Below are 21,759 nucleotides of genomic sequence, written 5' to 3' on the forward strand. Positions count from 1 at the left end.
GGCAGATGAGCGACTATAAGGGCGCGGCGCTGATGATCGATGCCTTGCCCACGGCGAAAGCGCTGTTGGCCGATCGGGGCTACGACGCCGACTGGTTCCGTGCCGCCCTCGCAGCACGCGACATTGCCGCCTGCATCCCGTCAAAGGCCAACCGCAAGGTCCCGATCCCCCACGACACCGTGCTCTACCGCAAGCGCCACCGGATCGAGAACATGTTCGCAAAACTCAAGGACTGGCGCCGCATACACACGCACCATGATCGCTGTGCCCACACCTTCATGTCCGCCATCTGCATCGCTGCAACCGTCATCTTCTGGCTCAATCAATGAGTCCTCAGCCTAGGATTCGGACGCATAATTTTAGGCGATCCGTACCCTCGTGGCTGCAAGCCTGAGGGCGCGAGGTAATTATCAACATGCCAGTCGTCACGGTTTGCCAGTCCCAGCATCTGCTTGATGCGGTTGAAGAACCGCTACCCGAAATTGCGCTGATGGTGGGCCAGCGGCTGAAGGTGAATGTCTGCTTTCGATTGGACTTGGCAAGATCTGCCGAGCATTCGCGTTGCTTGGCAAAGTTACCAATTGTATCGAGCCTTATCGGCAAGGAGCGTTGTTCCGAGCTAAAGCGTGTCGCGGCGAACGGGATTCAGGATTCCGGTTTTTGTTGATCTGTGATTAAGTGTGCCCATGGAAGGAGATGCATCATGGGCAAGCCGCATCCGATGGAGTTGCGTGAGCGTGTTGTTTTGTTTGTGAACGAAGGCAATAGCAATCGGGAAGCCGCCCGGCATTTCCGTGTTTCGCCCCGGTTCGTCAACAACATGATGATCCTGCACCGTTCATCTGGTTCTCTTCGCCCCGCCAGATAGGGCCATCCGCCTGGCCGTAAACTTTCGCCTCATGGGGAGTGGATCAGCCAGCGCGTTGCTCTCCATGGCGACGTGACCCTGGACGAACTGTGTCTCGAACTGGCCGCGCGCGGCATCGACGTCCACCGCGCCACCGTTGGGCGGTTTCTATACCAGCTTGGGCTGAGCAATAAAAAAAAGCCTGAAGGCAAGCGAGCAGCGCAGACCGAAGGTCGTCAAGGCGCGTGATCTTTGGATCAACCGCCGAAAGCGGTTCTTCAACAAGGCATTGTCACGGCTCATCTTTATCGATGAGACGTCCACGAATACCCGTCTGACGAAGCGCACCGGATGGTCTGCCAAAGGCAGTCGCTTTTCGGCTTACGCTCCGCTCAGTCACTGGAAGACGCAGACATTCATCGCCGGACTGCGCTGCCATGGCCTGACCGCGCCGTGGATTGTCGATGCGCCGATGAACGGCCGCATCTTTGAAACATGGATCGAGACACAGCTTGCGCCGACCCTGTCGCCCGGCGATGTTGTCATCCTCGACAATGTCGGCTTCCACAAAAGTGAACGAGCAGAACAGTTGGTCAAGGCCAAGGGCGCGTGGCTGCTCTTCCTGCCGCCCTATTCGCCGGATATGAACCCCATCGAAATGGCATTCTCGAAGCTCAAGGCGCTCTTACGAAAGCAAGCCGCCAAAAGCTTCGATGCGATCGCCCAAGCCCTCGGTGACATCATCAGCCTCTTCTCCGTCACCGAATGCAGAAACTTCTTCAAAGCCGCAGGATATGAGGCTGAATAAATGCGACAAGCTTTAGCTTATCAAACTGAGAGTTATCGAACACTAACCGGGCGCGCTCAGGCGCCAGAGAACCCGTTTCCAGCCGATGCAGTTGCAAGTGCGGACAGCGGGGCGTCGTGGTGGTATTGTCTGTGCCCATCGCTCGTCCCCGGAGTCTTTTGTTTGGACATGAGTGGTCCGAGCTTTGAGCAGGAATCCGATAATTTCTTTTCGTTCGCAGGACGCACCTTGATCCTAAGCCGAAGCTCGGATCAGTAGTTTCTCCTGGGCTTGGTCATGGCGATTACCAAGATCGATTGCGACCTGCTTGACGCAATCGCGATCACTCTTCGTTTCGGTCCCATCGACTACGAGATGATAGAAAACGATCGTGTCCCGCCGCGTGGTAGCTGACAGGGTGGTCACCGGCGTTTTCCGGTAGGGTCGGGTTGCTTAGAGCCAACCTGAGGGACACCACCGATGACCGACGACATGATGAACCTGCGCTCGCTTGTTGAGAAGAGCGCTGATGCCGATTTGCTGCGCGAGATGATCGGCTTTGCTGCCGAGAAGCTGATGGCGCTGGAGGTCGGGACGAAGACCGGCGCGGGCTATGGCGAGAAGAACGGCTTCCGACTTGCCCAGCGCAACGGCTATCGCGACTGGGATTGGGAAACACGGGCGGGCACAGTCGAGCTTCGCATTCCCAAGCTTCGCACAGGCAGCTACTTCCCAAGCTTTCTCGAACCACGCCGAATGGCCGAGAAGGCCCTGACGGCGGTCATCCAAGAGGCCTATATCCAGGGCGTTTCGACACGATCCGTCGACGACCTCGTCAAGGCGATGGGCATGTCGGGCATCTCCAAGAGCCAGGTGTCCCGCCTGTGCGAAGAGATCGACGAGAAGGTGAAGGTCTTCCTCGACCGTCCCATCGAGGGCGAGTGGCCATACCTCTGGATCGATGCCACCTACCTGAAGGTTCGTCGTGGCGGTCGTATCGTCTCTGTCGCGGTCATCATCGCCGTGGGCGTCAACACTGATGGTCGGCGCGAGGTGCTCGGCATGGAGATTGGCACTTCCGAGGCCGAGGCGATCTGGACCGAGTTTCTTTGAAAGCTGACCAGGCGGGGTCTGCGTGGCGTCAAGCTCGCCGTCTCAGATGCGCATGAGGGCATCAAAGCCGCAGTATCGAAGGTGCTCTGCGCCACTTGGCAGCGCTGCAGAGTCCACTTCATGCGCAATGCTTTGGCCCATGCTGGGAAGAGCGGACGGCGGGTCGTCTCCGCCTTCATCGCCACCGCCTTCGCTCAGGACACGCCGGACGCGGCAAGCACCCAATGGCGCAATGTAGCAGACCAGATCAGGCCGAAGGTGCCGAAACTCGCCACGCTGATGGATAGTGCCGAACAGGATGTGCTCGCATACATGACCTTTCCCAAGCAGCACTGGGCAAAGCTTCACAGCACAAATCCAATCGAACGCCTTAACGGCGAGATCAAGCGACCGCACTGAAGTCGTCGGCATTTTCCCCAACGACGATGCCATCGTCAGGTTGGTCGGAGCATGGCTGCTCGAGCAGAATGACGAGTGGGCCGTTCAACGATCTCGCTACATGACACTGGAAACCATCGCCACGATGAGCGATGATCCACTCATCAGCCTGCCAGCAGCAAGCTGACACTCATCCGGCCCTTTGGGATGAGCCGTGGTCGTCTAAGCTACACCACGCCCTGGGACATGATCTAGAAAACTATCCTCTGGCCAGTTGCTGCTTTAGACTGCAGCTGCTCACGAACCTCGCCGGCTCATGTATAATATTGAGTGGCAACCGTTCTCACGGGGCGATTGACGCATGCCGACAAGCCGCGGCAGGAGAGCGAGGGAGTGTTTGCCACCCTCCCGTACTCGAATATCCTTAGAGCGTCACAGTCATAGCCGTCCATCCAGGACGCACGACCGGGTCGCACGCCCGTTTCAGGAGGAGACGCGCCTGCAGGGCCTCACAGGCCTGCAATGCGCCGCAGATCGTCGGTGGCGCCAGGGGCGGCGGCGAGGACGGGGGCGCCTTTGGTCAGCTGGTCGCCGTCGACCGGGAAGGGGTGGTGCCAGCCGCCGGCTTCGGTCACGAGGCAATAGCCGGCGAGGCAATCCCAGGCATGCATGTAGGGCTCGTAATATCCGACCAGGCGGCCGGCCGCGACATAGGCAAGCATCAGGGCGCCGGAGCCGTTGCGGATGAAATTGCCGCCCGCCTCCAAGAGCGTTTCGACCATCTTCCCGACAAAGGCCGGGGTGACGTAGTTGTTGGCGCCGATGCCGGTCACGGCATTGCGGATGGTGCGGGATGGGTCCAAGCGAAGCGTTCGGCCGTCGAGCGTGGCGCCCTTGCCGGCGGCGGCTGCATAAAGCTCGTTGAAACAGGGCGCGAAGATCACGCCGATCACGGGCTTGCTGTCATGCAGCACGGCAATGGACACGCACCAGTTCGGCATGCCGTTGACAAAAGGACTGGTGCCGTCGATCGGATCGACTACCCAGGTGTAGCCGGAGGATCCTGCGGCAAGGCCGTATTCTTCGCCGAGAAAGCCGTCGTCGCCATGGGCATCCGCGACTGCGGCGCGGATCAGATTTTCCACCTCGCGGTCGGCAATCGAGACGACGTCCTGCGCATCACGTTTGGTTTCGATCACCAGCGTCTCGCGCCGGTTGAAGTAGTCGAGGGCGACTGCGCCAGCCTTACGGGCGATGGCTTCCGCTAAGGCAAAGCGGGCGTCGAGATCATGCGTCATCAGAGGTCCTTTGTACGAAACGGCTCAGCCGTTGATCAGGGCAATGCCGCGGCCCTTGAAGCCGACAGCGACATCGGTGGCCGGCGGCAAGGCGCGTTCCACGGCAGGATCGACGACGAAGAGCCGGCCGGTGCCGGTCTCCACCTCGTATTCGACGTGGTCGCCGAGATAGGCGGCATGGGTGATCCGCCCGGGGAAAGCGGCGCTCGATGCCGGCTCCAGCGTGATCGCGTTCGGCCGAACGGCAAGCTTTGCCGGCCCCGGCCGGGCGTTGCGGCTGGGCACCCGATGTTCGAGCGCGCCGACACGGATCGTGGCGTCCGCACCATCGACACTGAGAACGTCGCAGGCCACCACATTGGCTTCGCCCATGAAGTCGGCAATGAAGGCCGAGGCGGGGGCCTCGTAGAGATCGCGCGGGGATCCTTCCTGCGCGATGGCCCCATCCTTCATGATGACGATCCGGTCCGAGACGGCGAGGGCTTCGTCCTGATCATGGGTCACGTAAACGGCGGTGAAGCCGAGACGCTGCTGCAGCTCGCGGATTTCCGTGCGCACCTGGCGGCGCAGGCGGGCGTCGAGATTGGAGAGCGGCTCGTCGAGCAGAAGCACCTGCGGCTCCAGCACCAGCGCGCGGGCAACGGCGACGCGTTGCTGCTGGCCGCCCGAAAGTTCGGCCGGAAGCCGCGCACCCATGCCGGCAAGCCCGACGAGCTTCAGGCCCTCTTCGGCCCGCTCGCGTGCCTCCTTGCGCTTCATGCCGGCGGATTCCAGGCCGTAGGCCACGTTGTCGAGCGAGCTCATATGCGGAAACAGCGCGTAGGACTGGAACACCATCGAAACATCCCGCTCGTTTGCCGGCAGCATGGTCACGTCCTTGCCGCCGATCAGGATCTGGCCGGAGGTCGGATGTTCCAGGCCCGCCAGCATGCGCAGCGTCGTGGTCTTGCCGCAGCCGGAGGGCCCAAGCAGGGTCACGAGCTGGCCGGGCTCGATGGTGAGAGACAGGTCGTGAATGGCGGTAAAGGCACCGAACTGCTTCCGGACATGCTGGAAGACGACGGAACCGGCGCGCGGGGTGATCATGCTGCTTTCTCCTGAGCGAGAAGGGGGGAGGGCGCGGTGGTGAGGCCGGCGACGCGGTTTTCGCGGCGCAGGCGGCGTTCGCCGACGAGAAGCTGGAAGCTGGCGATGATGACGATCATCACCACGATCAGCATGGAGGAATAGGCGATCGCCACGCCATATTCGCCATTCTCGACGAGGCCGACGATATAGGAGGTCGCCATATTGTATTCGGCGCTGACGAGGAAAATGACGGCGCTGATCGAAGTGATCGCCCGCACGAAGGAATAGACGAGCGCGGCTGTGATCGCCGGGCGCAGAAGCGGCAGAATGACCTTGCGCACGGTGCGCAGGGAGGTGGCGCGCAGCGTCAGCGAGGCTTCGTCCAGGCTCTTGTCCAGCTGACTCATGGCTGCAATGCCACCGCGCACGCCGACGGGCATATTGCGGAAGACGAAGCAAGCAATCAGGATCAGCGCGGTGCCGGTCATTTCGAGCGGCGGCAGGTTGAAGGCCATGATGTAGCTGATGCCGATGACCGTGCCGGGAATGGCGAAGCTCATCATCAGCGCGAACTCGAAGACATTGCGGCCGACGAATTTCTGGCGAACGATGATATAGGCGGTCAACAGCCCGACGGCGGCGGTCAGCGGCGCCGAGATCAGCGCGATTTCCATGGTCGTCCAGAAGGAGTTCCAGGCGACGCCGGTCCAGCTCAGCACGCCGTCGCGCATCTCGACCGAGAAGGCCCTGGCGTAGTGGTCGAGCGTCAGTGAATTGTCGAGGCCCCAGGTTTTGACGAAGCCGCCGAAGAGGATCATGCCGTAGATGACGACGGTGAAGAGCATCCACGGAACGACCAGCACATGGACGCCGATGGAGAGCGGGCGGGGCAGGGCGATATGGGCGCCGCTGTCGCCCTTGCCGGTCACGGTCGCGAAATTCTTGCCCGACAGCCAGTAGCGCTGGGCCAGGAACGCGGTGAGCGTGAAGCAGAGCAGGATGATGGCGAGCACGGCAGCGCGCGAGGGATCGTTTTGCGAGCCGACGACGGCAAAGAAGATCTCCGTCGAGAGCACCCCGTGGCTGCCGCCGAGCACCAGCGGATTGCCGAAGTCGGCCATGCTTTCGATGAAGCCGATCAGGAAGGCATTCGCGATCCCGGGCTTCATCAGCGGCAGCGAAACCCGCCAGAAGGTGCGCCAGCGATCGGCGCGCAGCGTCTGCGACGCTTCCTCCATCGAGGGGCTGACGCCTTCGACAACGCCGATGAGGACGAGGAAGGAGATGGGCGTGAAGGACAGGACCTGCGCGATCCAGATGCCCGTCATGCCATAGAGCCAGCGGCCGGGTTCGATGCCGAACAGGCTGGACAGCGCCTCCGTGACGACGCCCGCGCGACCGAAGAGCAGCGTCAGCGCCAGGCCGATGACGAAGGGCGGCGTGATGATCGGCAGGACGGTGAGCAGGCGCAGGCCTTTCTTGAAGGGAAAGCGCGTGCGCGTGGCAACCAGCGCAAAGGCAAGCCCCATGATGGTCGAGCCGCCTGCCGTCATGATCGCCAGCCACAAGGTGCGCCAGGCGACCCCGCAGCGGTCTCCGCCAAGGACGCAGCCGAGGCTCCAGATGGCGGGATCCTGAATATTGCGGGTGAAGCCAGCGGGGTTGAGCGAGCCGTCGAAATCCTGGAAGGCGCCGATCAGCATGCTGCCGACAGGATAGAAGACGAAGATTGCGACGAGGAAGATCAGAAGCGCGATGGACGCGACGACGAAGGCGTCGCCCTTCATGGCGCCCCGCTCTGCCAGGCCGAAGGAGAAGAGGAGCACGAAGACCAGCGCGGACAGCATGGCGCCCGCGCCCATGGAAGGCTGTCCATCGGGCAGGGCTGCGAACAGCCTGTCGCTGATCGTCCAGGCCCAGCCGGAATAGCCGATGGCAAGGCCCTGCAGCGTGAGGAAGAGGACGCCGATGGCACCGGACAGGACAAGCAGCGCCCCCCGTCGCCGCGGATCCTTCGTGATGCGGGCGACGCCGGCAACCGCCAGCATCAGCGCGGCGATGACAAGCCACCATCGGCCATGGAGCAGGATCTGCAACAGACCCGGCGCCACCGAGGCTTCGCCGGGAAAGCCTGGTAGCCAGCCAAAGCTCAAGAAGCCGCCCTCGATCCGGTACCAGGGGATGAGCAGGAAGGCAAAAATGCCAAGACCGAGCGTGATGTCCAGTCTGCGGTTGCGATTGTCTTTGCCGGTGTCCATCCCGATCCCCTCGTCAAGCCGTACCTATGGTTCAAGAGCCCGCCCCGGCCAGCACGCGGCCGGCCGGGACGTGGCCTATCAGTTTGCCTTGGCGCTGATTTCGCGATCCCAGCGCTCCAGCAGCTCCTTGCGCTTGGCTGGCTCGCCATAAGTCTTGAAGTCGTAGTCGATCAGCTTGATGTCCTCGAAGCGCGGTGCCTCCTTGGGGATCTCGGCTGTCTTGTTGGACGGCAGCTGGAAGGACTTGGCGTCCTTCATGCGCGACTGCACGGCGGGCGTGAGCGCCCAGTCGTACCAGATCTTGGCGTTGTCGAGGTTCTTCGCGCCCTTGACGATCGACATCGAGCCGATCTCGTAGCCCGTGCCTTCGCACGGCGCGACCGCCTTGACGGGAAAGCCTTCGGCCGTCTGGGCCACGGCGTCATGCATGAAGACGATGCCGATCGCCGTTTCGCCGCGCGCGGCTGCCTTCACCGGTGCCGAGCCCGATTTCGTATATTGCGAGATATTAGCGTTCAACTTCTTCAGATAGTCGAAGGCCTGGTCTTCCCCCATGATCTGAACCAGCGAGGCGAGCGCGGTGTAAGCCGTGCCGGACGAGTTTGGATTGGCGATCTGGATCTCGCCCTTGAAGGCGGGGTTGAGAAGGTCGGCCCAGCACTTCGGCTCGGTAAAGCCCTTGGTCTTGAAGATCTCGGTGTTGTAACCCCAGCCGAGCGCGCCGGCATAGACGCCAACCGTCTTGAAGCCCGAGCCCTCGGCCTGCTTCTGTGCCCAATCCTGGAGCTGGTCGAGAAGCGGCGACCTATATTCCTGTGTCAGCCCGTCGGACGCCGCCTGCATATGCGGGTCGCCGGTGCCGGCCCACCAGATATCCGTCTTCGGATTGCGCGCCTCTGCGCGGATCTTCGCATAAGTTTCGCCGGAGGAGAGGCGCACCATGTTGACCTTGATGTCATGGTCCTTCTCGAAATCCCCCTTCATCTGCTCGCAGATGACGACGTCTGCCGAGCAAATCAGGTTGAGCGTTCCCGCCGCTTTGGCAGACGTGGCGCTAAGGGCCGTCGCGGCCATCAGCAGCAGGCCGATTGTCGTGGTTTTCATGGTCTTCCTCCTTCGTTGAGTCTGTTTTCGAACGACATGGCGATGCCGTGCCCGCTCGCGCTGCAAGCAGGATGAGGCGTCTCGTCCGGTGTCGTATCTGGGCGCCGGCGGATGATGCGCAGGCGATGGTATGGGTCAGGGGATGCCGCGGATCTCATTGTCGAAGCGCCTGAGCAGTCGGCGGCGCTCGTCGGCCGAGCCGAAGGTGGCGAAATCGTAGTCGACCATCCGGATCATCGAAATGTCAGGCGCACCGGGCGGCAGCGAAGCGCCGGCATTCGAAGGCACTTGGTTCTGCCCGGCAGCAGCGCCCGTCGCCTGGCCCTCGGCGCTCAGCGCAAAGCTGACAAAGGCACGGGCGGCGTCCAGGTTCTTGGCGCCCTTGACGATGCTGACAGCGCCGATCTCGTAGCCCGTTCCCTCGCAAGGCGCGACGATTTCCAGCGGGTAGCCCGCCTGCCGCAGGGTGACCGCATCATGAATGAAGGAGATGCCGATGAGCGTATCGCCATGGGCGGCATCCTTCACCGGCGCCGAGCCCGATTGCGGATAGCTGCTGATATTCGCGCCGAGCCGGCTGAGAAATTTGAACGCTTCGTCTTCCCCGAAGAGCTGAACCAGCGTTGCCAGCGCGGTATAGGCCGTTCCCGAGGAATTGGGATCGGCAAGCTCGATGGCATCCGCATAGGTTCCGTCGAGCAAGTCCTTCCAGCAGGCCGGAGCTTTCAGGCCCTTCTGCTTGAGAAGCTCGGTATTGTAGGCAAAGCCGAGCGCGCCGGCATAGATGCCCGCCGAGCGTCCGCCCGAAAGGTCGAAAAAATTGTCGGCCCAGGGCAGCATGACGGCAGTCGATGGCGGCTGATAGGCTTGCAGCAGGCCTTCGCTCGCCGCCTGCAATTGCGCGTCCCCCGTGCCGCCCCACCAGACATCCGTCTGTGGATCGGCCTTCTCGCTGCGAACCTGATCGAGAATCTCACCGGTGCTCCGGCGTTTCACGGTGGCATCGATCGAGAGCCGGCTCCGCACAGCGTCCTTCATCGCCGCGCACCAGGCTTCGTCGACGCCGCACAGCACGTTGAGCCGGGCCAGCGGCTCCGCATGTGCCATGCCGGCAAACGACAGACACGCCGCCGCTGTCAGAGAGATAAGCGTCCTCACCCAAGCCTCCCTTTTCGGAACGATGCCGTCCCGACCTCCGCAGCCAGAATGACAGATACGGTTTACGCTTCAAGGACGCAGTGGTTACGGTTGTTACAACAGGGATTCCGCCCCGTTGCGAAACTTTCAAATGTTACATTTGTGACAGATCCCGTCATGGCCGAGGATTTGAACATTCCGCCCCGAAGCCTATGATGCAGCGGGAGGAAGTCGGTATGCAGGTGAAGATTCTGATCGTGGAGGACGATCCGGATATGGCGGAGATGCTGTTCGATCTCGTGGAGGCGGAGGGTTGGACACCCTTCGTGGCCCGCTCGGCGGAGGAGGCAACGGCCTTCCTTGCGCGTGATATCGTTCATCTCATTCTCCTGGACCACAATCTTCCCGGTGCGTCGGGACGAACATTTGCCCAGCGCGTCCGCAGCAGCATGGATGTCGGGATCATCATGGTCACGGCGGCGGGCAGCTCTGCCGAACGCGTGCTTGGCCTGGAGACCGCGGCCGACGACTACATCGTCAAGCCCTTCGAGCCGATCGAGCTTGCCGCGCGGATGAAAGCGGTGTTGCGCCGCTCCATCCAAGTGCCGAAGCCCGACCGTCTGCCCGATCTTGCGCCTGCCACATCCTCCCTACAACTCGGGGCCTGGACGATCGATCTGAAGCGGAGGCTTGCCGTTTGCGAGGGGCATCCGGGCAAGACCCTGACGGGTGCGGAGTTCACGCTTCTCGAGCTTCTCGCCGAAACGCCGAACCTTCCCGTCGCCCGCGCCCAGATCCTGGAGCGGCTCGGCAGCGGCACGGAACGCTACGTGGACCGGAACGTCGACGTGCTGGTCCTCAGACTGCGCCGCAAGATCGAAGAGAACCCGGAGCTGCCGCGCTATATCAAGACGCGGCGCGGCCGGGGCTATGTGCTGGAGGCACCCCGGCACGAGACGGAGCGATGACCAACCGCGCCTATTTCGCCTCCATCGCTTTCCGTCTGCCGGCAGCTATCCTCTTGATCGGCGCGCTGGTGCTTGGCATCTCGGCCATTGCCATCTTCGGGCTCATGCGGGCGCGCAACGAGATGGCAACCTATGGCACGCAGGCCTTCGTCAGCCTGGGCAAGTCGGCAATCGTCTCCAAGCAGGTTTCCGACCTCGTCTCGAGCGCGCCCTTCCTGATGAATGCGACCTCGCCCTACCGCATCTCCAGCGAAAGCCGCGCCGTGCTCGGCCAGGTGGAGGCGCTGATGCGGATGATGAAGCCGCGCGACGATCGCATCGCGGCGCCCGCCGATGGGCGGGTGCTGGCGCTGCTCGGCGCGATCCAGCAGCAGACCGTCGTCATGCTCGACAATGCCGAAGCGGCGCAGGAGCACAAGTCGGATGCCGCGATCGCACTGAGCCAGATCGCGACGCGGGACGTGACGACGGTGCGTAATCTTCCCCCAAGCCTGAATGCCATCGCTCAGTCGGCGTCCACCGCCGACAGTCTCTTCCAGCTTGGCGAGCTTCAGCGGCGTTACGTGCGGGAGCTCTCGATTGCACAGGCCGCACCGGTGCGTATGGACCAGGCCGCGCTCGATGCTCATCGCCGCATCTTCGCGGCACAGACCCGCTATCTGCGGGAAATGTTCTCCATCCGCGCCGCGATTACGCGCCTCCATACGGTCTCGCGCGAATTGTCGCTTGCCGTCGAGGCGCAGAATGACAGCGTGGTGCGGAAGTTGGGCGACGATGTGCAGGCAATCTCGCAGATGCTGCAGGGGCTTCTCAGCACCGTCTTCCTGACCGCGCTCCTGATGCTGATCATCGCGGCGCTGGCCATCCGCTCGGTGATGCGGGTATCGCGCGGGATCGCCGATCTCTCGGCCGGCATGAATGCGCTGGCCGGAGGCCAGAAGCAGATTGCCGTGCCGTCCTATCGCGGCAATGAGACGGAGTTGATCCGGCTGGTGGGAGCCTTCAGCGCCTTTCGCGAAAGTGTCGACCGTGTCAGCCGGATGCGGCGAAAGGCCGACACGGCGGCCAAGACGATCCGCGCGATCTTCCGCAGCATGAACGAAGGCATCGCCGTTTTCGATGCGGCCGGCAAGCCGCTGGCGATGAACCGCCGCGTGATCGAACTCATCGGGCGCGGCGGCACCTCGCGAAAGCTGCCGCTGCGGCGCTTCCTGGAGGATCTGCCTGGCGTGGACAGAAGCGGCCTGCAGGAGGCGATCGGCGCCATGGATCGACCCGGACGACCGTTCGTCTTTCGCCATCGCCGAGAAGACGGCCAGGTGGTGGAGGTCTCTCTTTCGCGGCAGCTGGATGGCGGCTTCGTCCTGCTCGCGCGCGATGTGACCGAGACCGACCGTCAGGACGCCGAGGATGCCAAGGCCCAGAGGCTCGACGGCATCATGCGCATGACCCACCAGCTCGCCCATGAAGTGGGCAATATGATCGGCATCGTGACCGGAAGCCTTGGTTTGTTGGAGCGCGAAGATGGTATCACCGACCGCCAACGGCGGCATCTCAATCGCATCCGCAAGGCGGCGGATCGCGGCCATGCGCTTTCGTCCAGCATGCTGTCGGTCGCAAGCCAGCAGCAGCTCTTTCCGGTCTCGATCGATCTCGCGGCCGTTCTCATGGGCATGATCGACGTGCTGGAGATCGCCGTTGGCGAGGCCTGTCGGGTGACGGTGTCGATCGACACGGATCTGCCCCCGGTTTTCCTCGACCCCGCCCTTTTCGAGCAATCGGTGCTCAATCTCTGCCTGAACGCGGCAGCAGCCATGCCCGATGGCGGAGAGATCGCCATTTCCGCCACCCATTCCGGTGCCTTCGTCACCGTCACCGTCGCCGATGAAGGCATGGGCATGACGCCCGAGGCGATCGACAAGGCCTTCGAACCCTATTTCACGACGCGTCTCAAGGAAGGGGGCGCCGGGCTTGGCCTTGCGACGGTTTACGGTTTCGTGCGTCAATCCGGCGGCGATGCAAGCATCCAGTCGCGGCTGGGCCACGGCACGAAGGTGGAGCTGACCTTCGTCGGTCACCGCCTGGACCCGGTCCAGGCTGGATAGGCGCAAATCTTTCCTGCGTTCCTCATAATCCGGGTGCCGATCGTCGTTTGCAGGCAGTCAGCTGCCTTATAGAGAGCGTGCCGCGCCACACCGCTTGCAGACCCTAAACCCTACTGCAGATGTGTGTCCTCTTGAGGCTGACTCATCCAACCTCATATTCCATCGCTGCACTCCTTACAGCAGTGGACCGAAATCGAGGTCGGCTTGCTACGAAATGACATCCATGCCAAGCGGCTCGCCGGTTCATATCCCTTCAAATCCTTGCCACTGACGGCATACTAGCGATTCTACCTTGCTTTGGTCAGAAAATGCGAAAATATGCGTCGTGCAGACCATCGCAGCCATCCTCCAGAACGAGTGTGTGTCCTTCACATGCAGTGTCTTCCAAATTGACTGCTGCCGACGTCACGATCATCCTGTTGCCGCCTGGTCCGACAAAGGCCGGACAGGTCGGTTGGCGAACCGGAAGGTGCAGCTGTTTTACCAGCTTGCCGTCCGGATCGAAACATTCGAGGTCGCCGGTGCCCCAGCGGGCATTCCATAGATATCCGTGACGGTCGACCACCGAACCATCGATGCCGCCTTCACGTCTGCGGCCGTCATGAAACATATGTTTCTCACCCGTGACGTCGCCCGTCTCAGGGTCGATCGGAACGCGCCAGATGATGCCTTCGCGCGTATCGGCGAAATAGCCGATCGTTCCATCGGGCGAAAAGCAGATGGAATTGGGAATGGTGATGCCGGAAAAGAGCAGCTTGGCCTGCGTGCCGCGCACCAGATGGATCGATCCCTCTCCGTCAACCGGATCATGCGCCATGCTGCCGATCCAGAGCGCGCCCGAGGGATGAACGCGGCCGTCGTTCGTCCGTTGTCCGCCGGAAGGGCCTGCATTCAGTTCTGCCAGAAGCGTCAGCCTGCCATCCGTGGGATCGCGGAGCCAGACGCCTTGATCCATGGCGATGAGGTCTTCCTCGCGCCCGGCGACCTTTGCCATCATACTGGCCATGCCCGGCAGGCGGATGGTCTCCAGGCGCCGGCTTTCCCAGTGAAGCCGGTGAAGGTCGCGGTTGAGAATGTCGAACCACCAGGCGGTATCGGTTGCCGGGTCGTAACCGGGGCCCTCGCCGAGCTGGCAGGACGGGCCCGGCAGGATGGCGATGGAGGCGTCCTCACGCATCGGCCAGAACCTTTCCGGTTTCTGGATCGAAAACCCGCAGGGAATCCTGCTCGGCGACAACGCCGACCTGGCTTCCCGTCGCCGGCGCGTCGGAGCCGGGATGGCTGAGGATCAGTCTTTCGCCGTTAGAAGCCTGAAGGTGGATGAGCGTGGTAGCGCCAAGCTTTTCGCTCATCTCCACCAGCATGGGGCCGCCTGCTGCATCGAGCTTCAGATGTTCCGGCCGGATGCCGAGCACAGCCGGCCCTGGTTTTGCGGGCGCAACCGCGGCGAAGCTTTCGCCCAATGCCGGGCAAGTCAGGCGCGCCCCCCAGGAAGTCGCAGTCAGAAAATTCATCGGTGGCGAACCGATAAAGCCCGCGACGAAGCGGTTTGCCGGGCTATGATAGAGTTCCATGGGTGCACCGATCTGTTCGACCCTGCCGCCGCGCAGGACGACGATCTTGTCGGCCAGCGTCATCGCTTCCACCTGATCATGCGTGACATAGATGATCGTGGCCTTCAGGCGCTGATGAAGCCGCGCCAGTTCGACGCGCATTTCCGCACGCAATTCGGCATCGAGATTGCTGAGGGGCTCATCGAACAGCAGGACCTTCGGCTCGCGCACGATGGCGCGGCCGATGGCGACACGCTGCCGCTGGCCGCCGGAAAGCTGGCGCGGCCGGCGATCCATCAGCGGCTCCAGGCGCAGCATCTGCGCCACCGCATCGACCCGGCGCGTGGCCTCCTGCTTCGCCACACCGGCAATCTTCAGGCTGAAGCCAATATTGTCGCGCACGGTCATGTGCGGATAAAGCGCGTAGGACTGGAACACCATGGCGATGCCGCGCCGCGCGGCCGCAACATGGGTGACATCCGCGCCGCCAATGGCAATCGTGCCGCCGCTTGCCTGCTCCAGCCCGGCGATCGTGCGCAGAAGCGTGGACTTGCCGCAGCCGGAAGGGCCGACGAGAACGCAGAATTCGCCATCCTTCACCGTCACGTCGATATTATGGAGCACGTCGACGCTGCCGAACGACTTGCGCAGGTTCTGGATTTCAACCGCGGACATCGCAACCTCACCAATTCGTCAGCGAGCCGTCGCGCCGTCTCAAGAAGGGCGGGTTCCAGTTCAAAGCCTCGGATCGACGCAGCGCCTCCTCATTGACCTCGATGCCGAGGCCGGGCGCATCGAGAACCGGATAGCCGTCTCCGACCAGATTGTGCTGGGTGGGGAAGATGTCGGGGTGATGGAAGCCGAGCGGGCAGTTCGGCAATTGATGCGTTTCGGTATAGGAAAACAGCGCTGTCGCCGCAGCCATATGAACCGTTGCCGCCGTGCAGATCGCGCCCAGCGGATTGTGTGGCATCAGCTCGATATAATGCATTTCCGCCCAGCCGATCACCTTCATCGCCTCGGTGAAGCCGCCGATATTGCTGATGTCGATGCGCAGGAACTGCGTCAGATTTTCCTCGATATAGGGTGCGGCCTGCCATTTGGAGCTGAATTCCTCGCCGATGGCGAAGGGGATCGTCGTCAGCTTGCGCAGCGCCCGATAGGCTTCCGGCGTCTCGTCGCGGATCGGCTCCTCGATATAATCAAGGGCTGCAGCCGGCAGGCGCTGGGCAAAGGAGGCGGTCTCGGCGACGGACAGGCGGTGGTGATAATCGATGCCAAGCATCAGATCCATGCCGAAGCGCTCACGAATGGCGATGATTCGCCGGGCGGTCTCGTTGATCGATTCGCGCGGCTCGAAAATCTCGTTGGCGCTATGTCCGGCGACGGGCACGCGGATGCTGGTCCAGCCATCCTCGACAAGGCCCGCGACCTCGTCCAGCACCGCTTCGGTGAAGGCGGTGACATTGCCGGCATAGCTTTCCGCATAGCAGCTCGCATAGGCCGGAACACGCTCGCGCTGCTTGCCGCCGATCAATTGATAGACGGGAACGTTGAGCGTCTTGCCGAGAAGATCATGCAGGGCGATATCGATCGCCGAGATCGCCGCCGTGATGACGCGGCCACCCTCGAAATATTGGCTGCGGTAGCATTCCTGCCAGAGCCGGCCGATTTCACGGCAATCGCGGCCGACCAGGAAATCGGCGAAATGCTTGATCGTCGCCGCCACCGCCTGTTCGCGCCCGGAAAAACCGGCCTCGCCCCAGCCGATCACCCCGTCTTCCGAGGTCACTTTGACGACCAGCTGGTTGCGGGTGCCGACCCGTGCGGCAATCGGCTCCACCGAACGGATGCGGGTGGGTACGGTGCGGGGATTGTTGGCTGACATGTCGAGCGCTGCGGCCATGGCGTGTTCCTTCTCGTCCATGCGCCATGCTTAGAACGATCCACGCCGTCACGCAACGGATAAATACATTATTTATCGAAAATCATGTGCGATCTTGCGGTTCGTTCTGCAGGTCTCGCATACGAATCTGCTCGTAGAGATGCTGGCCCGCATGATCGATGTGAAGCCGGATGACGGCCGTGGCGCGTTCGGGATCGTGATCGCGGCAGGCGGCGATCAGCGCGCTGTGCTCCTCGCAAATGGCCTTGTGGCGGCTGCGGCCGATCGGCAGCCGGAAGGTGAAGACGCGCAAGGCCGCGCGCTGGCTTTTCCAGAGCGCGGCGGCGCGCTTGTTGTAATGGAAGTCGGCGATCCGGTTGTGAAAGGCATTGTCGAGCGGCGTGATGACCGTTCGCGTCATGTCCGTGGTGGCTTCGATCTTCTCCTGAATGGCTTCCAGGTCGGAAATTGCCTGTTCCGTGGCATATTCGGCGAACCAGCCGACGAAATAGGGCTCGATCAGGCGCAGAACCTCGTAAGTGTCGCGCACCGTATTGAAATCGATCCGTTTGACCATCGCCCCCTTGTTGGGCTCGAATTCGACATAGCCTTCGCCCTGCAGGATGCGCAGCGCCTCGCGCACCGGATTGGTGCTGGTTTGGTAGCGCTCCGCCAGCTCCGATATTTTCAGCCGCGCGCCGCCGGCAAAATATCCGCTCGCAATGTCATCGATAATCCGCGCATGGATCGTTTCGTCATCGACAGGCGGTTCGCTCTGCTTGGTCAAGGTCGGGGCCTTTCGAAAGAAGAAGATGAGAGGGTACGCACGGCGTAATTCGCCCATGCGACATTGGCATATCGTGTATGAAAACGAACGGCATTTTTCATGCAAGAGGCGAAGTTTCCGCAACTGCCACAAGCGCCGGCCAAAATAATGTATTAAAATGTTGACATCGTATTTGATCGTCACGATGATGCGGGCCTCATCATCCCAAAGGAGGGGGACGCTGTGACCTTTTTCAAATCCGCTCTCATGGCCGGTGTCATCGCCGCCATCCCGGCCGTTTCCATGGCGGAAACGACGACGCTCGAAATCGCATCCTGGAAAGGCAACGCCGCCGAGCCGGCCGGTCTGCCGGCACTGATCGAGACATTTGAAAAGGCCAATCCGTCGATCAAGGTGAAGCTGACCTATGCCAGCCACAATGATTTCGACACGGCCATCGTCCCGCGTCTGGCAGGATCGAATTCGCCCGATGTGATCATGGCCGATATCCCGCTGATGAACCGCCTCGCAAAGGCCGGGGTCATCGTTCCGCTCGATACCGCCGGCTGGATCGGCAAGGTCAATCCGACTTTGCGCGCGGCGATCACCGGCAAGAAGGACGTCTATCTCTTCCCGCTCGAAGTGATCGGCATCGGCAATTTCGTCAATCTGGATCTCTTGCAGAAGGCAGGGATCGCCAAGCCGCCGCAGACGATCGATGAGCTGGTTTCCGCTTGCAAGGCGCTGAGCGCGGCCGGCATCCAGCCGATGTTGATGGCGCAGGGCTTCCCCTCCGCCGTCTTCGCCATGGCGCAGGGGCTTCAGGCCAATGAGGCGCCGGCTGCGGATTATGGGTCCGGCAAGGTCTCCTTCGCCAAGAGCAAGGCCTTCAACGACGCCTTTGCCACGCTGCACACGCTGGAGACCGCCGGCTGCTTCAAGGGCAGGGAGCAGGCTGCGGTCGATCCGTGGTCGACGGGCTTGCAGGAATTCAAGGCCGGCCATTTCGCGATGATGCCGCAGGGCGCGTGGAATATTTCGGCCTTCAGCAAGGTCAAAGGGCTGAATTACGTCTTCACCCCGCTTCCCGCCGCCAAGGCGCCGGGCGTTTCCTTCGATCTCTTCGGCTTCGGCTGGGCTTTGCCGAAGAATGCGCAGCATGCGCAAGCGGCCAAGACCTGGATCGACTTCTTCAAAAAGGAAGAGAACTTGAAGGTGCTGCTGACGGAAGAAGCCGCCGGCAGCCCCTTTGCGGGCCAGGCAAGCGGAACGCCGGCTCTTGCCGAAGCCTATGAGAAGGGGCGCGATGGCGGGCTGATCTGGTATCCGGTCGGTGTTGGCGCCTGGAGCGGCGGCTTGGAAACGGCGATCTTCAATTCCATGGCCGGCTTCCTCAACGACACCTCCGCCTCGCCGAAGACGGTGCTTTCCAAGTGGGATGAGGCCGCCGAGGATTGAGCCCGGCATCTCTCCCGCATGTCGCGGCGGTCCCTCCCGCCGCCGCGACAGACCCGGGCGATGACAGGGGCCGGAAGCTGGCCGCGCGGATTCCGCCGCTCTTTCTGTGACGGCGGACATGTTGAAAGCGCTCTGTCTTGTTTCGACGCAATCGGTAAGGCAGACCGGTTCTATCCCTCGCGGAAATTGCTCCCCGTCTTTCATGCGAGCTTTATTCAGGAGAATGACAGCGTGAGCCGGCAACTGCAAAGGACGGCCTTCGTCCTCCCCGCCCTCGTGATGCTGGCGGTGTTCTTTCTTTATCCGCTGTTTGAGGCGGTGCGGCTGAGTTTTACCGATTCAAGCGGCCTCGGCGACTATCAATATGTCGGCTTCGACAACTATATCCGCATCCTCACACGCTCGCGCTATTATGAAAGTTTTGGCGTAACGCTGGCTTTCGTTGCGATCGTGGTCGTCTGCCAGACCCTTATGGGTCTCGCCTTCGCCACCGCGCTGCATGCCATGCCGGCTATTCGCAATATCTGCCGCACGGCCCTGTTCATGCCGGCCATGATGTCCTTCATCATCGTCGGCTATGTCTGGTCCTTCATCCTCTCGCCCTTCAGCGGCGGTCTCAACGCCTTGCTCGATCTGGTCGGGCTGGGCGCGCTGAAGACCGAATGGCTGGGGACGCCGACGCTGGCGCTGGTTCTGGTGGCGCTCGTCCATGTCTGGATGTTTACCGGCTACACATGCGCGATCTTCCTGGCCGGCTTCGCCAATATTCCCCCTGAGATCGAGGAGGCGGCGGTGCTGGATGGCGCCGGCGGATGGAAGCGCTTTCTCCTGATCCAGCTGCCGCTTCTGGCCCCCAGTTTCACCGTCAACATCATGTTGTCCACCATCGGCACGATGAAGACCTTCGAGCTGCCCTTTATCATGACCAAGGGCGGACCGGATGGCGCCACCCAGACCATCGGCCTCCTGATCGTTCAGACGCTGTTTACGGATTATCGCTTCGGCCTTGCCAGCGCGCTGTCGGTGGTGCTGCTGCTGGTCGTGCTTGCCGTTGCCTTCGTGCAGAACCGTGTTCTGCGTCAGAGGGAGGACCTGATTTGAGCCCGTCGCCTGCCGCCCTTCTGCGCCCCATGCTGCGCCTTGCCAAGCATGCGCTCGTTCTGGCGCTTGTCGGCATCATGCTGCTGCCGGTGTTCTACATGGTGCTGATGTCGTTCCGCCACGGCCAGGACATCGTCAACCATCCGCTTGCTTTGCCGGAGCATTGGAGCCTCTCCAATTACGCCAATGCTTACGAGAAGATGTCCTATCTGCGCAGCATCCTCAATTCGCTCGGCATCACGCTGGCCGTCACGCTTGCGGTCTCCTTCGTCGGCGCACTGGCAGCCTATCCGCTGGCGCGCTCAACCGGCGTCTTGACGCAAACCATCGTCTCGATCCTGTCTCTTTGCCTCGCCACCCCGTCTTTCGTGACGATCACGCCGATCTATACGATCTTTGCCAGGATCGGACTTCTCGACAGCTATCTCGGCATCATCCTCGCCTTCACGGCCCTGAACCTGCCGCTATCGGTGTTCTTCTACACGAGCTTCATGCGCGCCATCCCAAAGGAGCTGGAAGAGGCGGCCGAACTGGACGGCTGCTCGCCCTTTTCCACCTTCCGGCACATCATCCTGCCCTTGCTCGGTCCCGCCACCGCCACCCTGTCGCTCTTCGTCATGCTGATGGTCTGGAACGATTTCGTCTATCCGCTGCTGCTGCTCACCGATTCCAGCAAATATACGGTGATGATGAGCGTCTATCATTTCGTCGGAAACCATAATCTCAATCCGGAAGAGCTGTTTCCGGCCTCCGTGCTCGGCTCTCTTCCCTTGCTGATCCTGTTCCTCATCTTCCAACGCCAGATCGTCAACGGCATCACGGCGGGAGCTGTCAAATGACCATGAACGGCGAACTGAACGGCAAATATGTGCTGGTCACGGGTGCGGGGGCCGGCATCGGCCTCGGCATTGCGCGGGCCTGCGTCAAAGCCGGCGCAAGGGTCATCGGCGCTTCGCTGCACGCGGCGGAGGAGCAGGCGGTGACACAGGCCGGGGCGATCTTCGTCAAGGCCGATGTCGGCGATCCCCAGGCGATCCACGACATGATCTCGACCGTCAGGCAGCGCTTCGGCCGGCTGGACGGGCTGGTCAACAATGCCGGGGTGACGATCCAGAAACCGTTCGAAGACATGTCACTCGATGAGCTCGACCTCCTCTGGCGGGTCAACCAGCGCTCGGTCTTCCTGGTGACCCAGGCCGCCCTGCCGCTGATGACGGGCGGCGGAAGTGTCATCAATCTCTCCTCGAACCATGCACGCGCGACGCTCGCCGGCTACGAAATGTATGCCGCGACAAAGGGCGCGATCTCGGCCATGACCCGCGCCATGGCCTGGAGCCTCGGCCCATCCGGCATCCGCGTCAACGCGCTATGCCCCGGTCTCACACGCACCGAGGCCATCGCCGGCCTGATCGCCAAGGATCCCGCGCTGGAGACGCATTTCCTGCAGGCGCACGCGACCGGGATCTACAATACCGTGGAAGACGTCGCCGAACTCGCCGTCTTCCTGCTGTCCGACAGGGCGAAGGCCTTGAGCGGCTCGGAGGTGCTCGCCGATCAGGGCATGTCTGCGAGGCTTGGGGCGTTCTAGGTCCTGTTGACAAAGTATGGCAGCCATATCTTAGCGGCAGCCAGGGCGAGAAATGCTGAGAAGGATTTTCGGGTCTTGTCGTATCGGGTCGCAACGCGACGGAACTGCTTGAGGCGGTTGAACATCCGCTCAATGCGGTTTCGATCCTTGTATGCCCGGAAGTCACAGGCAGGCGGGTTCTTCCGGTTGGCCTTCGGCGGAATGACTGGCCTGATCCCATGGATCAGGAGTTCCTCGCGCAGGAAATCACCGTCATATCCTTTGTCGGCGAGGAACAGTCTCGGCTTGCCGACAGGTATCGCCAGCAGGTCCGGAACGGCGTTGTAGTGCGAAGCCTCTCCGCCC

21 protein-coding genes and 1 pseudogene are annotated in these 21,759 nt (G+C 62.0%); 12 read left to right on the forward strand and 10 right to left on the reverse strand.

Annotated elements, in window-relative coordinates; translation table 11 throughout:
• From BMX61_RS23460 to BMX61_RS23470, 6 genes and pseudogenes are all read left to right on the forward strand, one after another.
• Nucleotides 1-329 (forward strand): transposase (locus tag BMX61_RS23460; RefSeq protein WP_139198997.1); only part of this gene is annotated, 329 nt, incomplete at its 5' end.
• Between the two features lie 86 nt (nt 330-415).
• Complete coding sequence (locus BMX61_RS24455; RefSeq protein ID WP_139198998.1) at nt 416-667, forward strand: hypothetical protein; 252 nt, start codon at nt 416-418, stop codon at nt 665-667.
• A 36-nt stretch (nt 668-703) separates the two neighbouring features.
• Nucleotides 704-868 (forward strand): hypothetical protein, encoded by a 165-nt coding sequence (locus BMX61_RS25250; RefSeq protein ID WP_234794803.1) that lies wholly within the window; start codon nt 704-706, stop codon nt 866-868.
• A gap of 72 nt (nt 869-940) precedes the next feature.
• Nucleotides 941-1,096, forward strand: a complete 156-nt coding sequence (locus tag BMX61_RS25255; RefSeq protein ID WP_234794804.1) for a hypothetical protein — start codon at nt 941-943, stop codon at nt 1,094-1,096.
• 7 nt (nt 1,097-1,103) lie between these two features.
• Nucleotides 1,104-1,655 carry an IS630 family transposase gene (locus BMX61_RS25260; protein WP_234794806.1) on the forward strand — a complete coding sequence of 184 codons (552 nt, stop codon included), beginning with the start codon at nt 1,104-1,106 and terminating at the stop codon, nt 1,653-1,655.
• Nucleotides 1,656-2,114: 459 nt separating this feature from the next.
• A pseudogene (locus tag BMX61_RS23470) lies at nt 2,115-3,312 on the forward strand (IS256 family transposase).
• A gap of 322 nt (nt 3,313-3,634) precedes the next feature.
• Here BMX61_RS23470 and BMX61_RS23475 read toward each other — a convergent pair.
• The 5 genes from BMX61_RS23475 to BMX61_RS23495 form a co-directional block, all read right to left on the reverse strand.
• Nucleotides 3,635-4,423: an inositol monophosphatase family protein gene (locus tag BMX61_RS23475; RefSeq protein WP_075627996.1), complete on the reverse strand. Its 789-nt coding sequence runs from the start codon at nt 4,421-4,423 to the stop codon at nt 3,635-3,637.
• 24 nt (nt 4,424-4,447) lie between these two features.
• The gene (locus tag BMX61_RS23480; RefSeq protein ID WP_075627997.1) at nt 4,448-5,509 is read right to left on the reverse strand and encodes an ABC transporter ATP-binding protein; all 1,062 of its coding nucleotides are present in this window, start codon (nt 5,507-5,509) and stop codon (nt 4,448-4,450) included.
• Nucleotides 5,506-7,749 (reverse strand): ABC transporter permease, encoded by a 2,244-nt coding sequence (locus tag BMX61_RS23485; protein ID WP_075627998.1) that lies wholly within the window; start codon nt 7,747-7,749, stop codon nt 5,506-5,508. The genes BMX61_RS23480 and BMX61_RS23485 overlap by 4 nt, the downstream gene beginning before the upstream one ends.
• 78 nt (nt 7,750-7,827) lie before the next feature.
• On the reverse strand, nt 7,828-8,853 hold the full coding sequence (locus BMX61_RS23490; RefSeq protein ID WP_075627999.1) for an ABC transporter substrate-binding protein: 1,026 nt from the start codon (nt 8,851-8,853) through the stop codon (nt 7,828-7,830).
• 135 nt (nt 8,854-8,988) lie between these two features.
• Nucleotides 8,989-10,011, reverse strand: a complete 1,023-nt coding sequence (locus BMX61_RS23495; protein WP_407703825.1) for an ABC transporter substrate-binding protein — start codon at nt 10,009-10,011, stop codon at nt 8,989-8,991.
• Nucleotides 10,012-10,226: 215 nt separating this feature from the next.
• On the opposite strand from BMX61_RS23495, the gene BMX61_RS23500 reads away from it, so the two are divergent.
• A complete protein-coding gene (locus BMX61_RS23500) occupies nt 10,227-10,958 on the forward strand; it encodes a response regulator transcription factor (protein WP_234794805.1) in 732 nt (243 codons plus the stop codon).
• The gene (locus tag BMX61_RS23505; protein ID WP_075628001.1) at nt 10,955-13,063 is read left to right on the forward strand and encodes an ATP-binding protein; all 2,109 of its coding nucleotides are present in this window, start codon (nt 10,955-10,957) and stop codon (nt 13,061-13,063) included. Before BMX61_RS23500 ends, BMX61_RS23505 begins: the two co-directional genes overlap by 4 nt.
• Before the next feature lie 301 nt (nt 13,064-13,364).
• Here the strand turns inward: BMX61_RS23505 and BMX61_RS23510 are convergent, their stop codons facing one another.
• From BMX61_RS23510 to BMX61_RS23525, 4 genes are all read right to left on the reverse strand, one after another.
• The gene (locus BMX61_RS23510) at nt 13,365-14,240 is read right to left on the reverse strand and encodes an SMP-30/gluconolactonase/LRE family protein (protein ID WP_075628002.1); all 876 of its coding nucleotides are present in this window, start codon (nt 14,238-14,240) and stop codon (nt 13,365-13,367) included.
• Complete coding sequence (locus BMX61_RS23515; protein ID WP_075628003.1) at nt 14,233-15,291, reverse strand: ABC transporter ATP-binding protein; 1,059 nt, start codon at nt 15,289-15,291, stop codon at nt 14,233-14,235. Before BMX61_RS23515 ends, BMX61_RS23510 begins: the two co-directional genes overlap by 8 nt.
• Nucleotides 15,292-15,298: 7 nt before the next feature.
• Complete coding sequence (locus tag BMX61_RS23520) at nt 15,299-16,504, reverse strand: mandelate racemase/muconate lactonizing enzyme family protein (RefSeq protein WP_075628009.1); 1,206 nt, start codon at nt 16,502-16,504, stop codon at nt 15,299-15,301.
• Between the two features lie 100 nt (nt 16,505-16,604).
• Nucleotides 16,605-17,288: a GntR family transcriptional regulator gene (locus BMX61_RS23525; RefSeq protein WP_075628004.1), complete on the reverse strand. Its 684-nt coding sequence runs from the start codon at nt 17,286-17,288 to the stop codon at nt 16,605-16,607.
• A gap of 222 nt (nt 17,289-17,510) precedes the next feature.
• On the opposite strand from BMX61_RS23525, the gene BMX61_RS23530 reads away from it, so the two are divergent.
• From BMX61_RS23530 to BMX61_RS23545, 4 genes are all read left to right on the forward strand, one after another.
• The gene (locus tag BMX61_RS23530; protein ID WP_075628005.1) at nt 17,511-18,725 is read left to right on the forward strand and encodes an ABC transporter substrate-binding protein; all 1,215 of its coding nucleotides are present in this window, start codon (nt 17,511-17,513) and stop codon (nt 18,723-18,725) included.
• A gap of 231 nt (nt 18,726-18,956) precedes the next feature.
• The gene (locus BMX61_RS23535; RefSeq protein ID WP_210186309.1) at nt 18,957-19,826 is read left to right on the forward strand and encodes a carbohydrate ABC transporter permease; all 870 of its coding nucleotides are present in this window, start codon (nt 18,957-18,959) and stop codon (nt 19,824-19,826) included.
• A complete protein-coding gene (locus BMX61_RS23540; protein ID WP_210186310.1) occupies nt 19,823-20,665 on the forward strand; it encodes a carbohydrate ABC transporter permease in 843 nt (280 codons plus the stop codon). The genes BMX61_RS23535 and BMX61_RS23540 overlap by 4 nt, the downstream gene beginning before the upstream one ends.
• Nucleotides 20,662-21,414: an SDR family NAD(P)-dependent oxidoreductase gene (locus BMX61_RS23545; protein WP_210186311.1), complete on the forward strand. Its 753-nt coding sequence runs from the start codon at nt 20,662-20,664 to the stop codon at nt 21,412-21,414. The genes BMX61_RS23540 and BMX61_RS23545 overlap by 4 nt, the downstream gene beginning before the upstream one ends.
• On the opposite strand, the gene BMX61_RS23550 is transcribed toward BMX61_RS23545, so the two are convergent.
• A partial coding sequence (locus tag BMX61_RS23550) for a transposase (protein ID WP_139198879.1) occupies nt 21,411-21,759 on the reverse strand: 349 nt, incomplete at its 5' end. The two genes, BMX61_RS23545 and BMX61_RS23550, sit on opposite strands and share 4 nt — an antisense overlap.

The organism is Xaviernesmea oryzae (assembly GCF_900109605.1).
In the GTDB taxonomy this organism is placed as follows: Bacteria; Pseudomonadota; Alphaproteobacteria; order Rhizobiales; family Rhizobiaceae; genus Xaviernesmea; species Xaviernesmea oryzae.